Source organism: Ornithinimicrobium panacihumi, assembly GCF_052073805.1.
Taxonomy (GTDB): Bacteria; Actinomycetota; Actinomycetes; order Actinomycetales; family Dermatophilaceae; genus Ornithinicoccus; species Ornithinicoccus panacihumi.
In genome coordinates this window covers 79,132-92,945 of record NZ_JBQGWG010000003.1, presented here as the reverse complement: position 1 = coordinate 92,945, position 13,814 = coordinate 79,132, and the positions used below count along the sequence as shown (strand labels likewise).

Below are 13,814 nucleotides of genomic sequence, written 5' to 3'. Positions count from 1 at the left end.
TCCACCGACTGAGCCTCCACCGACTGACCCACCTCCTCCACCGACTGAGCCACCTCCTGTGAGACCGCCCGCCGGGAGCTACTCCAGCGCGTCGATCTCCTCGGGGACCGGTCAAGCTCCGTCAGCGGTCCCCTGACGGCCGTAGGGCAGCCGGACGACGAGGTTGCCGGGCTGCACCATGACGCGCATCGCGATGGCCGAGCCCATGGTGTCGCCGTCCAGCTCGATCTCGACCGGCTTGTCGGAGACCACGCGGATCTCCTGGCCCTGGAAGTGATCGACGCGGGAGTGGCCGAAGTGCTGCCGGGTCGCCAGCTGGCCGACCATCGCCGCCCAGCCCACGATCCCCTCGGGGGAGAGCAGGACCGCGTCGGCGGTGCCGTCGTCGGCGAGGGCGTCGGGCAGCAGCTCCATCCCGCCCATCAGCTTGCCGACGTTGCCGACCATGACGCTGCGCACGCGCCGCCGCAGCGGCTCCTCGCCGTCGATCTTCAGCGCGATCGTGAACTGCGGGCCCTTGAGGTGGCGCAGCCCGGCGACCAGGTAGGCCGGCCAGCCGATCCGGGCCTTGAGCTTCTCCGGCGCGCCGGCCATGACCTCTGCGTCGAAGCCGAGCCCGGCCATGACCAGGAAGGTGTGCCGCTCGCGCACGTCCTCGGAGGACCGGTCGTCCACCGCGTCGTCGAAGTCGACATTCTCCGCGGGGTCGGTCTCGTCCTCGAAGCGGGCGGCCAGCTGCGCGCTGGTGGGCCGCACCAGGTCCAGGCTGCATGTGTCGATCGGCACGTCCTGGCCGGTCAGCGCGATCTCCAGGCACCGCTCGAGCGAGTCGACGGGCAGCTCGAGGTTGCGGGCCAGCAGGTTGCCGGTCCCACCGGGCAGCAGGCCCATCGGGACCTCGCCCCCGGCCAGCTCGCTGGCCACCGTGCGCACCGTCCCGTCCCCGCCCAGCGGGCAGACCAGGTCCACCCCGGCCTCGATCGCCTCCCGGGTCTGGCCGGTGCCGGTGTCCTCGGCCGTGGTCTCCAGCCACATCAGCTCCCAGCCGTGACGGCCGCAGATCTCCTGCGCCCGCCCCTTCACCCGGTCGGGTTGCTCGAACTTGGTGGGGTTCACCACGATGGCCACCGTGCGGCGGCCACCATCCCCCTGGTGGTCCCGGTCCGTGCCCCCGACAGCACCCGAGGTGCGCGCGTTCTCCATACCCCCCACCGTAGTCGCCGGAAACCGGTAGTTCCGCGCCAGTAGGCTTGGACCCATGATCGACATCCGCGAGCTCCGAGCCGATCCCGACCGCGTCCGCGCCAGCCAGCAGGCGCGCGGCGAGGACCCCGGGCTGGTGGATGCCGTCCTGTCCGCCGACGAGCGTCACCGCGCCTCGCTGTCCGGCTTCGAGAGCGCGCGCGCCGAGCAGAAGGCCTTCGGCAAGCAGGTCGCCCAGGCCCAGGGTGAGGAGAAGCAGGCGCTGCTCGCGCAGGTCAAGGACCTCGCCGCCCGCGTCAAGACCCTCGAGGCCGACGCCAACGCCGCCGAGCAGGAGCGCGACGCGGCCATGCGTCGGATCGGCAACGTCATCATCGACGGCGTCCCGGTCGGGGGCGAGGACGACTACGTCGTGCTCGAGCACGTCGGCACGCCGCGCGACTTCGAGGCGGAGGGCTTCACCCCGCGCGACCACCTCGAGCTCGGCGAGCTGCACGGCGCGATCGACACCGTGCGCGGCGCGAAGGTCTCCGGCGCCCGCTTCTACTACCTCATGGGCGTCGGCGCCCAGCTCGACCAGGCGCTGATGGGCCTGGCGCAGCAGATCACCCAGGACGAGGGCTTCGTCCCGGTCACGGTCCCCACCCTCGTGCGCCCCGAGACGATGGCCGGCGCCGGCTTCCTCGACGCGCACGCCGACGAGGTCTACCGCCTGGAGGCCGACGACCTCTTCCTCACCGGCACCTCCGAGGTGGCGCTCGCCGGCCTGCACGCCGACGAGATCCTCGACCTGTCGGCCGGTCCTCTCCGGTATGCGGCTACCTCCACCTGCTACCGGCGCGAGGCCGGCTCCTACGGCAAGGACACCCGGGGGATCTTCCGGGTGCACCAGTTCACCAAGACGGAGATGTTCGTCTACTGCCGCGTCGAGGACGCCGTGGAGGAGCACGCCAACCTGCTGCGCGTCGAGCGCCGCATCCTGGACGCCCTCGAGCTGCCCTACCGCGTCATCGACGTCGCCGCCGGCGACCTGGGCGGCCCGGCCGCGCGCAAGTTCGACTGCGAGGCGTGGATCCCGACCCAGGGCAAGTACCGCGAGCTCACCTCGACCTCCAACTGCACCACCTTCCAGGCCCGCCGCCTGTCCATCCGCGAGCGGGACCCGCAGGGTGGCGGCACCAGGATCGTGGCGACCCTCAACGGGACCGCGCTGACCAACACCCGCCCGATGATCGCGCTGCTGGAGAACCACCAGCAGGCCGACGGCTCGATCCACGTGCCCGAGGCGCTGCGGCCGTTCCTGGGCGGTCGCGACGTGCTCCACCCCGTGGGCGGCCCCGGCCAGACGGCGCGCCTGACCGAGCTGCAGTAGTCCGCCAGGTCGGTTCTCGGGTCGGTCCTAGACGCCGCCGATGACGGCGGTGGCCCCGCCCTGCCCGGTCAGGTGGGCGCGCAGCGGCTCGGCCAGCCAGGACGTGCCGCCCCGACCCGCCCCGGCACGCTCGACCTGGCCACGGTCCCAGCCGGCGGGCAGGGCCGGGCGCGTGACCGCATACACCCAGGACATGGCGTGGAGCATCGGCAGCAGGGGTCCGGTGTCGGGGTCGGCCCCCTTCTCTCCCGTGAGCACGTCCACCAGGCGCTGACGAAGGGTCTCGACGCGGCGGTCGTCGAGGGCGGCGCGGCTCGCCCGGCCCCATCCGCTCGAGGCGCTCGAGCACGTCGTCGAGGATCGGCTCCCCGGTGCCCTCCCGCCGGAGCAGGCGCACGACGCCGCCCGGCGTGACCTGCACCAGCTCGCGCCGGGACAGCTCGGAGAGCGCGGCGACGGCCACGCCGGTGCCCAGCAGGGCCTGGTCCGGGCGGGTCAGGGTGGCGCCGAGGAGCACGAGGTCGTGGACGAGCATCCCTCGACACCAACGGCGCCTACGTCGCAAGGATGAGGTCTTGCGGGGGAGGCGCCGGCGCCCTGGCCGCTCCTACCCTGGAGGGATGAGCAGGATCGACAGCTGGTTCGGGGTCGACGCAGACTGGGAGCGCCCCGCACCCACGCCCCGCGAGCGCCGGGTCGACGTGCGGCTCGCGCTCGGCGCGATGCTCCTCGTCGCGCTGGGCCAGGAGAGCATGCGCAGCCTCGGCGCCTTCGTCGACGAGTCGCACGGCAGCGGGTGGCAGTATGCCGCGCTCGTGTCCGCCGTCGCCCTCGTCGCCTTCCGGCGCACCCACCCCGTGCTGGTCACCGCCGCCAGCGGGCTGCACATGACCGTGACCGGGCTGCTCCTGCCGATGACGATGAGCACCCTGCCGATGCAGGTCCTCTACTTCTTCCTCATCTTCTCCGGGATGGCCTGGGCCCGCGACCGCCGCGCGATCCAGGCCGCCATCGCCGTCGTGCTGGCGCTGATGGTCGGCTGGGTCGCCTGGGGCTATGCCGCCAGCAGCGGGACCGAGGAGCTGCTGCGCCGCTTCGCCGAGGACGTGCCCGAGCAGATCGGCCTGTTCTCCGTGCCGGTGGCCTGGTTCGTCTTCATGCTGCTCAACAACAGCCTGTTCTTCGGCGGGGCGATCATCCTCGGTCAGCTCGCCTGGCGCGGGGCCCGTCACACGGCGCAGGTCGAGGACCAGGCCCGCACGATCACCTCCCAGTCCGCCCGCCTGCGGGACCAGGCGGTCGTCGCCGAGCGCCTGCGGATCGCCCGCGAGCTGCACGACGTCGTCGCCCACCACGTCTCGGTCATGGGCGTCCAGGCCGCGGCGGGGCGGCGCGTGCTCGAGCGCGACCCGGAGGCGGCGGCCTCGGCGCTCGCGGCCGTCGAGCGCTCCTCCCGCGAGGCCGTCGGCCAGATGCGCGACCTCCTCGGGACCCTCCGCAGCGACGACGTGGACCCTCAGGACGACGGAGGGCAGGGTATGCAGCCTCCCTCCACCTCGGTCTCCGCCCACCGCGCACCTCAACCGACCCTGGCAGACCTGGCCGCGCTCGCCGACAGCTCGAGCACGCCGACCTGCGAGGTGTCGGTACGGCTGGTCGAGTCGTCTGCCGGAGCGGCGGGGCGGGTGCCGCCGCCGGTCCAGCTCTCGGCCTACCGGATCGTCCAGGAGGCGATCGCCAACGTCCACAAGCACTCGACCGCCCGGCTGGTCCAGGCCGTGGTGCGGGTCGACGAGGAGGCCGACCAGCTCGAGGTGGAGGTCGTCGACGACGGCACCCAGCGGGCCGGGACGTCCGGGACCGGCCTGGGCCTGCGCGGGATGCGGGAGCGGGCCCAGCACCTCGGCGGCGGGGTCGAGGCCGGCCCTCGCGTAGGCGCGCGGGGCTGGCGGGTGCGGGTGTGGTTCCCGCTCGAGGGTCGCGGCGACGCCGACCGTCGTGCGGCACTGGCCCAGGGTGAGAGGATCTCCGGGTGAGGGGAGACGTCATCAAGGTCCTGCTCGTCGACGACCAGCCGCTGCTGCTGCAGGGCTTCGCGATGATCCTGTCGGTCGAGCCGGACATCGAGGTCGTGGGGCAGGTGACCGACGGCGCGGCCGCGCTCGACGCGGTGGCGGAGCTGGGGCCCGACCTGGTGCTCATGGACGTCCAGATGCCGGTGCTCGACGGGGTGGAGGCCACGCGCCGCGTCGTCGCCTCGCACCCCGGCACGAAGGTCGTCATCTTGACCACCTTCGACCGCGACGACTATCTCTTCGACGCCCTCGAGGCCGGGGCCAGCGGCTTCCTGCTCAAGAACACCGACCCCGACGACCTCGTCGATGCCATCCGCAAGGTCGCCCACGGCCACGCCCTGCTGGCGCCGGAGGTGACGATGCGGGTCATCGCGCGGATGACCGCACCCACCCAGGGCGCACCCGGGGCGGGGGAGGAGGGGGAGGGGAGTGGCCCCATACCCCTGCCGCAGCTGACCGAGCGCGAGCGTGAGGTGCTGGCCCTGCTCGCGCGCGGCCTGTCCAACGCCGAGATCGCCGCCGAGGCGTTCGTCAGCGAGGCGACCGTGAAGACGCACGTCAGCAACGTGCTGGCCAAGCTCGGGGTGCGCGACCGGGTGCAGGCGGTCATCGCCGCCTACGAGGCCGGGCTGGTGCGGCCGCAGGCCTGATCCGTCTCAGGGGGGAGGGCGGATCTCGCCCGTGCGCCCGATGTGGCGTCGGGCCCTCCCGCATAGCGTGGATCACGAGATCGACGAAAGGGAAACGCACATGCTCGAGGTCAAGAACCTCACCCGCCGGTTCGGCGACGTGCTCGCCACCGACGGGGTCACCTTCGAGGTGCCCGAAGGTCGGATGGTGGGCTTCGTCGGCGGCAACGGCGCCGGCAAGACCACCACGATGCGGATGATCATGGGGGTGCTCGCGCCCAGCGAGGGGGAGGTGCTCTGGGACGGCCGACCCGCGGGCCGCGACGTGCGCACCCGGTTCGGCTACATGCCCGAGGAGCGGGGCCTCTACCCCAAGCAGCCCGTGCTGGGCCAGCTGACCTACCTCGGCCAGCTGCACGGGATGAGCGCCGCGGACGCCCGCGCCCGCTCGACCGACCTGCTCGAGCGGTTCGGCCTGGGCGAGCGGCTCAAGAGCAAGGTCGAGGAGCTGTCGCTGGGCAACCAGCAGCGGGCACAGATCATCGCCTCGGTGCTGGGTGACCCGCTGATGCTCGTGCTGGACGAGCCCTTCTCGGGCCTGGACCCGGCCGCGGTGGACCAGATGAGCGAGCTGCTGCGCGAGCACACCTCCCGCGGCGTGCCGGTGCTCTTCAGCTCCCACCAGCTCGACCTGGTCGACCGGCTCTGCGACTCGATCGTGGTGCTGCACCACGGCAAGGTCGTCGCTCGCGGCACCTCCGAGGAGCTCCGGGCCAACGCGCCGCTGCGCTACCGCCTGACCACCACCAACGACACCGGGTGGGTGCGCGGGACGCCCGGCATCGAGGTCATCGACCTCGACGGCCCCAGCGTCCTGATCCAGCCCGAGAGCGAGGCGGTGGCGGAGCGTCTGCTCGCCGACGCCGTCGCCCGCGGCGGGGTGCGGGAGTTCAGCCGCATCCGCCCGACCCTGTCCGAGATCTACCGAGAGGTGGCCGTCTGATGAAGCAGAACGCCGCCTGGCCGCTCGTCGCGGCCCGCGAGATCCAGGTCCGACTGCGCGACAAGAACTTCCTGATGTCGACCGGCCTGACCATCTTCCTGCTGCTGGCCGTGCTGCTCGCGCAGAGCTTCATCGGGGGCGGCTCGATGTCCTACAAGCTCGGCGTCGAGGGCGCCGAGGGGACCGCCATCGTGCAGCAGGCCGAGCAGTCCGCCAAGGCCTCGGACGAGGGGGCCTCCCTCAGCGCCACCGAGCTCGGCGACGCGGCCGCGGTCGAGGCGGCCGCCCGCTCCGGCGAGGTCGACTACGGCCTGATCAAGACGGCCGAGGGCTGGGAGCTGGTCGACGAGGGCCCCACCAACGCCCAGCTGTCCGCGCTCGTCGGGGACGTCGTCCGCACGCAGGCCCTGACCGCCAACGCCGAGGCCGCCGGCACCGACGTCGGCTCGCTGATGGAGGGGACCGCGCTGACGACCCGTGACCTGACCGAGACGGAGGACGGCGGCAACGGCTTCATGGCCTTCATCCTCGGCATGGTCTTCGCCGCGCTCTTCTACATGTCCTCGCTGATGTTCGGCATGCAGATCGCCACCAGCGTGGTGGAGGAGAAGCAGTCGCGCCTGGTGGAGATCCTGGCCGCCGCCGTGCCGATCCGCTCGCTGCTCTTCGGCAAGGTCGTCGGCAACACTGTGCTCGCGCTGGGCCAGCTGGTGCTCATCGTGGCCGCCGGTCTGATCGGGCTGACCTTCACCGACTTCGACATCGCCCTGCCGGGGCTGGTGGAGGGGATCGCCTGGTACATCCCCTTCTTCGTCCTGGGCTTCCTGGCCCTGGCCTGCATCTGGGCGGCGGCCGGGTCGCTGGCCTCCCGCAACGAGGACCTGCAGTCCACGACGATGCCGCTGACGATGGTGCTGGTCCTGGTCTTCGTGGTCGGGATCAACCTGCAGGGCACCTGGCGCGAGATCGGCTCCTTCGTCCCGGTGCTGTCCACCATCCTGATGCCGATGCGGATCCTGGAGGGCAAGACCGAGTGGTGGGAGCCGGTCGTGGCGCTGCTGCTGGTCATCGCGTTCTGCTACCTGACGATCCGCGTGGGTGCCCGTCTCTACCAGCGGTCGGTGATGCACACCTCCGGGACGCTGACCTGGCGCAAGGCGCTGATGGCCAAGGAGTCGTGAGGGAGGTTCCCGGCCGCGGGCCGGGGTGCCTCTGATCCCCCTACGGGTTTGCTCGCTGTGGGCGAGCAAACCCGTAGGGGCCTTCAGGTGCCACTGCCGGACGGCGCCCGCACCGGTCGCTAGGGTGCCGGTGTGACCACCCACGAGAATCTCGCCGGTGCGCACCGGCATCCTGTGCGTGACCTGCCGCTCCTCATCGCCCTCGATGTCGACGGCACGATCCTGCACCACGACGGGCATCTCTCGGAGCGGGTGGCGCGGACGATCCGGGCGATGGACGACCACCCCCAGGTCGAGGTGGTCATCGCCACCGGGCGCTCGGTCATCGCGACCCTGCCGGTCATGGAGCAGCTGGGTCTGATGACCCCGGGTCGCTATGCGGTGTGCTCCAACGGTGCCGTCACCGTGGTCGTGGACCCGGAGACCGAGGAGGGCTACCGGCTGGAGGAGGTCGTCACATTCGACCCCGCGCCGGCCGTCTCCCTCATCCGGCAGGAGATGCCCGAGGTGCTCATCGCCGTCGAGGAGATCGGGGTCGGGTTCAAGGTGGCCAGGCCCTTCCCCCAAGGAGAGCTCTGGGGGGAGGAGATCCTCGTGCCGATGGAGGAGCTGGTGGCCCACCCCGCGACCCGCGTGACCTTCCGCGACCCCAGCTCGACCTCGGAGGCCTTCGCGGAGATGGTCGACCGGATCGGCCTGCACGGGGTGTCCTACGCCGTGGGCTACAGCGCCTGGCTCGACCTCGCGCCCGAGGGCGTCTCCAAGGCCTCGGCCCTGGAGCAGGTGCGACGTCGGCTGGGGGTCGAGCCCTACCGCACCGTCGCCGCCGGTGACCAGCGCAACGACCTGGAGATGCTCACCTGGGCCGCCCGTGGCTACGCCATGGGTCAGGCGCCGCCCGAGGTCGTCGAGGCGGCCGACCTGATGACCGGCACGGTCGAGGAGGACGGCCTGGCCGAGGCGCTCGACGAGGTCGCCGCCGCCCTGCTCTGAGCGGGGCAGCTGGCGCCCCTTCTGAGCGCCCGGCGACACGGTCTGCCGGCCCTTCTGAGCGCCCGGCGACACGGTCTGCTGCGGCAGCGGATCAGGCGGGCGCGGTCCCGTCGGCCGCGGCGTCGGAGAGCTCCGACTCCGCACGGATCTCCTGCGCCGGCCGGGCCAGGAAGCGGTCCACCGCGGCGGCGATGAGGACGACCATGATGAGGGTGTTGCTCGTCATCAGCACGACGTCGATCATCGGCGAGATCGCTACGCCCCACGCGGGGTCGAGCGGACCGATGACCGCGCGGGCGAGGTCGGCGACCAGGCTGCCGACGCGGCGGCCGGCGAGCAGCACCAGGCACAGCGTCACCATCGGGATGAGCCCGGCCCGGACGAGCGTCAGCAGACCCTTGCCCAGGGAGGAGAACCGGCCGGTCACGCTGGTCACCGGCTGGGCCAGCCACTCCCGGAGCCAGGCCGGCACGATCGAGGTCCGCGCCCTGACCGCCTCGGCGCGCTGCCGCGCCAGCTCCGCACGCCGCCGCAGCCGCTCGAGCCGACGCCGGACCCGCTCGTCCTCGATCGACCCCACGACCCGCTCGCGCACGTCCCCCAGGTCGGGCGCCGCGGCCGGTTTGCCCAGCTCCCGCCCGTAGACGATCGCGCCGACGGTCAGCCACGCCAGCGGCACGACCACGAGGGTGTCCAGCCGTCCCGCGATGCCGAGCAGCCACCCGACCACCCCGTCGACGGCGGCACCGACCGGGCCGAGCACCCGCACGACCGTCTCGTAGCCCTCGACCAGCCAGTGCACCCCGCGCCGGTCCAGGATCCACTCCCAGACCTTGCCCCACTCGGCGCTGAACGCCTTGGCGATGGTCAGCAGCCACAGCGCCTCCAGCCAGCCGGCGAGGAAGCCGAAGCCCCAGTGCCGCTGCGCCAGCCCCCACCTGTCCAGGCCCCAGCGCAGCACGAGCGCGATGACGATGATGGCGACCGTGACCACCCACGACGCCCCCGCCCAGGTGCGCTCGTCCATCGTCTCGCCGGCGAAGAAGTCGGTGCTGTTGAACTCGTCGACGGTGACCTCGTTGACGAAGCGCCGCGAGTCCTTGCGCAGGTAGCCCTGTGCCGCATACACGGCCAGGAACGGGACGAGTGCGCTGCCGACCACGACCAGCTGACGGGGCAGCGGCATCCGGGCCTCGTCCCCGGCGACGCTGCCCAACGAGGGCATCAGCACGCGCAGGGCCACGATCAGGGCGATCACGCTGGCCAGCGGCGCCAGGGCGACGGTGATCGTCGCGGCGACGGGGCTGACCTTGCTCAGCTCGAAGGAGCCCCACAGCGCCAGCTCACGCGCGGCCGCTCCCAGCAGCAGCACCACGACCAGCACCGGCCAGTGGGCCAGGAGCAGGCGCACCGCCTGCCAGACGATGGCCAGCGCACCGGCCAGGGTGCGTCCGATCTCACGCAGCACGCCCACGGCTCAGTCCCCTTCCACGCTGAGCTCGAGTGCCGCATACACGGGCGTCTGCCAGGACACGTCAAGCCGGACGGGCACGAAATCCTCGGACGTGCGGAAGTAGATCGGCACCGTGTAGGTCTCCGGCCGCGGCGGAGTCGGGTCCGACCGGATGTCCAGACCGCTCTCGGCGGCCGGTCCGGGGGTCTCCGGGGGCACGCAGGGCGAGAAGGGCAGGCCGACCACGCCAGGGCGGATGGAGGAGTATGTGGTTTCCCTCCCCTTCTCGTCGACCAGCCGCAGCCCGCAGCCCTGCAGGATCGTCTGGGGATCCGCGCTGACCTCCAGCGGGATGAGCCAGACCACGGTGCCGGGGGCCTCCGGGATCGGCAGCTCCTCGGCGTCGTAGCCCGGGGCGGTCGTGGGCTGCGTCACCGGCCCGGCACCGAGCACGACGTCGATGGTGTAGCCCTCGCCGGCGTCCTCCATCTCCTGCACCAGGTGGGCCGTGCCGCCGGGCGCGGCGGTCACCGGCTCGGTCGCGTGGGTGGGATTCCAGCTGGTCAGGATGCGATAGCTGGCGGCCGCCATGGCCAGGGCCAAGACGACGGGCAGGGCCAGCAGGGCCCAGCGGTTGCGGCGCCACCAGGTGCTCATCGGTCGCCACCACCCAGGGAGGGGATCGGCGGCAGGGGCAGGTCGGGCATCCGGAGCTCGACCGTCTCGGCGGCGGCGACGGCGGCCTCGCCGTCGGCGGCGGACAGACCCAGGTCGACGTCGAGCAGGTCGTCGTAGCGGGGGTCCTCGTTGGCCCCCAGCCGGAGCCGGGCCCCCTCGAGCGCCTCGACCGGCACCTCCAGGGCGACCGAGCAGGACAGCGGCACGTCGGGCATGGAGCTGCCGCAGCTGGAGGAGCCGAGCCGGGTCTGGCGGTAGGTGCGTCCCGCGTCGTCAACGATCTGAGCCATCGGGAGCCCGGCGTCCTTGACGGTCGGGGTGTAGGTCACGTCGGTGACCACCCAGAGGCCCCCGGTGGGCAGGGTGGTGTCGTCGTCCACGAGCGCGGTGCCCAGCCGGACGTCCTCCACCTGGATGGCCAGCGCGCGCATGTGCGCCCCCTCACCGACGGCCACCGTGTGCAGGCGCGGCTCGGCGACCTCCTCGATCGGGTTCTGGAACTGGTCGCCGATCACCTGAGCCAGGGCCAGCGCGGCGACCACGAAGCCGATCTTGCCCGCCGGCCCGAGCCACCGCCCCGCGATCCGGCTCCCGGCGGTCGGGGCGCTCACGGCTCCTCCGCCAACGGGTCGACGACCGGTCCGGAGCGCTCGGTCGGGACCATCACCGTCGCGCTGGGCACCTCGTCGGTCCACAGCATCGTGTCCTCGATGGAGCTCTGCCGGTGGGTCTTGGTCCACAGGTCCACCCGGAGCTGCTCCGGCACGGGGTCCGTGGTGGTCAGGTGGATGCCGATGTCGTAGCCCAGGCCTGGCGGCACGGACAACAACGTCTCGACGGTGGGATCCAGCGTGTGGACGGTCCCCGTCGTCGGCAGCGTGCCCCCCGAGGTCGGCGTGCCCTCCGGGGGCGGCGTGCCCCCCGGGCTCAGCGGGTTGCCGGCGAAGTCGGCCAGCTCGACATCCTCGGCGCTGACGTAGAACGAGTTCCGCAGCTCTCCCACGGACATGGTCTCGGTGACGTCGGCCGTGGTGGTGAGGTGCCCCAGGATGAGGATGTGCTGGCGCCCCTCGATCGTGAGGAAGCCCTCGCCGAGGTCGGGCCCGACGATCGCCTTCTCCAGCGTGATCGTCCAGGGCGCGAACTCCACCGCCTCCCCGACCGGCCTCTGCGGCAGATCTTCCTCCTCGACCGCCGCGAGCCCGCCGAACGGCACGGTCACCAGCAGCGCCGCGACGACCGCGGTGGTGCCGGCGTTGCGCGGGCTGGCGAAGACCCAGTCCTTGGCAGCCTGAAGCATCTTCTGCACGCCGCTCCGACGCTCCGTCTCCGGCTCGAGGTTCCCCTCCACAGCGGGTCAATCTAGTGCAGCGGCGCCGATGGGCGACACTGGCACCGTGCCCAGCCTCATCACCTCACCGGCCAACCCGCGCGTCAAGGCGCTGCCCGCGCTCCGCCGACGGCGCACCCGGGAGGAGCAGGGCCGCACGCTGATCGAAGGGTATGAGGAGCTGCGGCTCGCCCTCGACGCGGGCATCGTGCCGCTCACCCTGTTCTACTGCCCGGCGCTCATGGGGCAGCAGGCCCTGGCCGACGACCTGCCCGGTCGGGTCGGGGCGCTCGGCACCGAGCTGGTCGAGCTGTCCAGGCCGGCCTTCGAGAAAGCTGCCTACCGGGAGGGGCCGGACGGTTTCCTGGCGGTCGTCGACAGCAGCCCCCTTGGCCGCCGCTGCGCCGACCTGACGCCTCTGCTCGGGGACGCCCCGCTGCTGCTCGTCTGCCAGGGCGTGGAGAAGCCGGGCAACCTCGGTGCGATCCTGCGCACCGCGGACGCCGCCGGGGTCACCGCCGTCGTCGCCGCCGATCCGGTCACCGACTGGGGCAATCCCAACACGGTGCGGGCCAGCAAGGGCACGGTCTTCTCGGTCCCGGTGGCCAGCGACCCGACCGAGGTGACCCTCGCGTGGCTGGAGGAGCACCGCATACCCCTGCTGGCCGCGACCCCCTCCACGGACCAGCTGCACACCGACGTGGACCTGACCGGTCCGGTGGCGATCGCGGTCGGGACGGAGAAGCAGGGGCTGACCGAGGAGCTGATGGCGGCCGCGACGCACCGGGTGCGGATCCCGATGGTCGGTCGGGCGGACTCGCTCAACGTGGCGACGTCGGCGGCGATCCTGCTCTACGAGGCGGTGCGCCAGCGGGGTTGAGCCCGCCCAGGGGCCTCGAGGGTGGGACCGGATGAGGCCGATGTCGGGATCGAAAGGGCCATATGCCACGATGACGGCATGCGGATCGACCACGTGAGCTACGCCGCCGGCCCCGAGGGCCTGAAGGCGACGGCCGAGCGCCTCGCGGAGCAGCTGGGAGTCACCCCCAGGGATGGGGGCGTGCACCCCAGATTCGGCACGCGCAACGTCATCCTTCCGCTGGCCGAGGACCGCTACGTCGAGGTCGTCGAGGTGCTCGACCACCCCGCCTCCGACAAGGCGCCGTTCGGTCAGGCCGTGCGCGCCCGCTCCGAGAAGGGCGGCGGCTGGATGGCCTGGGTCGTCGCGGTCGACGACCTCGCCGCGGTCGAGGAGCGCCTGGGGCGGCAGGCCGCCGACGGCAACCGGACCACCCCCGAGGGCGTCGAGCTCACGTGGCGCCAGATCGGCGTCAAGAACGTCATCGACCACTCCAACCTGCCCTTCTTCGTCAAGTGGCTCTCGCCCGTCGAGGACCGTCCCTCCCGCCTGGACGACAACGCGACGAAGCTGACCGGCCTGACCCTGGGCGGCGACTTCCCGGTCGTGCGCGAGTGGCTGGGCATCAGCGACGCTCCCAAGGGCAGCTTCGAGTCGGCCGTGGAGTTCGGCTTCGTCGAGGACGACGACTGCCCGTGCCTCTACGACGTGACCTTCGAGACCCCGAACGGCACCGTCACCATCTGAGCGTCTCCCGCGACCGGGGACACACTCTGCTCCCCACCGGGAACACGCCCTCCACCGGGCCGGCGACGTGGTCTGGTCACCACGTGCCTCCCTCGAGATCCATCAGCCGGAAAGTGATCCGTCGTCCGGTTCTTTCCGGACGACGGATCACTTTCCGGCTGTCGGATCTGGCCAGGGTCACCGGGAACACGTCCTGCCGCCCCTTGAGCAACGAGAAGTCCGCAGAGGCGGGATAGTTTCCCGTCCTCTGCGGACTTCTCACCGCTTCTCGTGACAGACCGTGTCGACGGT

Annotated in this window: 14 protein-coding genes; 8 read left to right on the top strand and 6 right to left on the bottom strand. The window is 72.1% G+C overall.

Features of this window, described 5'->3' with window-relative positions; translation table 11 throughout:
- Positions 1 to 111 precede the first annotated feature (111 nt).
- Positions 112 to 1,203: a diacylglycerol/lipid kinase family protein gene (locus tag ACTMMA_RS04265; protein WP_441188854.1), complete on the bottom strand. Its 1,092-nt coding sequence runs from the start codon at positions 1,201 to 1,203 to the stop codon at positions 112 to 114.
- Positions 1,204 to 1,258: 55 nt separating this feature from the next.
- On the opposite strand from ACTMMA_RS04265, the gene serS reads away from it, so the two are divergent.
- Complete coding sequence (gene serS / locus ACTMMA_RS04260; RefSeq protein ID WP_441188853.1) at positions 1,259 to 2,575, top strand: serine--tRNA ligase; 1,317 nt, start codon at positions 1,259 to 1,261, stop codon at positions 2,573 to 2,575.
- Between the two features lie 27 nt (positions 2,576 to 2,602).
- Here the strand turns inward: serS and ACTMMA_RS04255 are convergent, their stop codons facing one another.
- Positions 2,603 to 2,833 carry a hypothetical protein gene (locus ACTMMA_RS04255; RefSeq protein WP_441188852.1) on the bottom strand — a complete coding sequence of 77 codons (231 nt, stop codon included), beginning with the start codon at positions 2,831 to 2,833 and terminating at the stop codon, positions 2,603 to 2,605.
- A gap of 362 nt (positions 2,834 to 3,195) precedes the next feature.
- Between ACTMMA_RS04255 and ACTMMA_RS04250 the strand changes: the two genes are divergently transcribed.
- The 5 genes from ACTMMA_RS04250 (at position 3,196) to ACTMMA_RS04230 (ending at position 8,456) form a co-directional block, all read left to right on the top strand.
- On the top strand, positions 3,196 to 4,611 hold the full coding sequence (locus ACTMMA_RS04250) for a sensor histidine kinase (protein ID WP_441188851.1): 1,416 nt from the start codon (positions 3,196 to 3,198) through the stop codon (positions 4,609 to 4,611).
- Complete coding sequence (locus tag ACTMMA_RS04245) at positions 4,608 to 5,300, top strand: response regulator (RefSeq protein WP_441188850.1); 693 nt, start codon at positions 4,608 to 4,610, stop codon at positions 5,298 to 5,300. Before ACTMMA_RS04250 ends, ACTMMA_RS04245 begins: the two co-directional genes overlap by 4 nt.
- A 100-nt stretch (positions 5,301 to 5,400) precedes the next feature.
- On the top strand, positions 5,401 to 6,282 hold the full coding sequence (locus ACTMMA_RS04240) for an ABC transporter ATP-binding protein (protein WP_441188849.1): 882 nt from the start codon (positions 5,401 to 5,403) through the stop codon (positions 6,280 to 6,282).
- Positions 6,282 to 7,463: an ABC transporter permease gene (locus tag ACTMMA_RS04235; protein WP_441188848.1), complete on the top strand. Its 1,182-nt coding sequence runs from the start codon at positions 6,282 to 6,284 to the stop codon at positions 7,461 to 7,463. Before ACTMMA_RS04240 ends, ACTMMA_RS04235 begins: the two co-directional genes overlap by 1 nt.
- 132 nt (positions 7,464 to 7,595) lie before the next feature.
- On the top strand, positions 7,596 to 8,456 hold the full coding sequence (locus tag ACTMMA_RS04230) for an HAD family hydrolase (RefSeq protein WP_441188847.1): 861 nt from the start codon (positions 7,596 to 7,598) through the stop codon (positions 8,454 to 8,456).
- Between the two features lie 91 nt (positions 8,457 to 8,547).
- Here ACTMMA_RS04230 and ACTMMA_RS04225 read toward each other — a convergent pair whose 3' ends face one another.
- The 4 genes from ACTMMA_RS04225 to ACTMMA_RS04210 are packed head-to-tail and all read right to left on the bottom strand — an operon-like array spanning position 8,548 to position 11,896.
- On the bottom strand, positions 8,548 to 9,930 hold the full coding sequence (locus ACTMMA_RS04225) for a hypothetical protein (RefSeq protein ID WP_441188846.1): 1,383 nt from the start codon (positions 9,928 to 9,930) through the stop codon (positions 8,548 to 8,550).
- Positions 9,931 to 9,933: 3 nt separating this feature from the next.
- Positions 9,934 to 10,566 carry a hypothetical protein gene (locus tag ACTMMA_RS04220; protein WP_441188845.1) on the bottom strand — a complete coding sequence of 211 codons (633 nt, stop codon included), beginning with the start codon at positions 10,564 to 10,566 and terminating at the stop codon, positions 9,934 to 9,936.
- Complete coding sequence (locus ACTMMA_RS04215; protein WP_441188844.1) at positions 10,563 to 11,198, bottom strand: hypothetical protein; 636 nt, start codon at positions 11,196 to 11,198, stop codon at positions 10,563 to 10,565. Before ACTMMA_RS04215 ends, ACTMMA_RS04220 begins: the two co-directional genes overlap by 4 nt.
- Complete coding sequence (locus ACTMMA_RS04210) at positions 11,195 to 11,896, bottom strand: hypothetical protein (RefSeq protein ID WP_441188843.1); 702 nt, start codon at positions 11,894 to 11,896, stop codon at positions 11,195 to 11,197. The genes ACTMMA_RS04215 and ACTMMA_RS04210 overlap by 4 nt, the downstream gene beginning before the upstream one ends.
- A gap of 70 nt (positions 11,897 to 11,966) precedes the next feature.
- Between ACTMMA_RS04210 and ACTMMA_RS04205 the strand changes: the two genes are divergently transcribed.
- Together ACTMMA_RS04205 and ACTMMA_RS04200 are read left to right on the top strand one after the other, a co-directional pair.
- A complete protein-coding gene (locus ACTMMA_RS04205) occupies positions 11,967 to 12,797 on the top strand; it encodes a TrmH family RNA methyltransferase (protein WP_441188842.1) in 831 nt (276 codons plus the stop codon).
- 78 nt (positions 12,798 to 12,875) lie between these two features.
- The gene (locus tag ACTMMA_RS04200) at positions 12,876 to 13,523 is read left to right on the top strand and encodes a VOC family protein (protein WP_441188841.1); all 648 of its coding nucleotides are present in this window, start codon (positions 12,876 to 12,878) and stop codon (positions 13,521 to 13,523) included.
- The last annotated feature ends 291 nt before the right edge of the window (positions 13,524 to 13,814 follow it).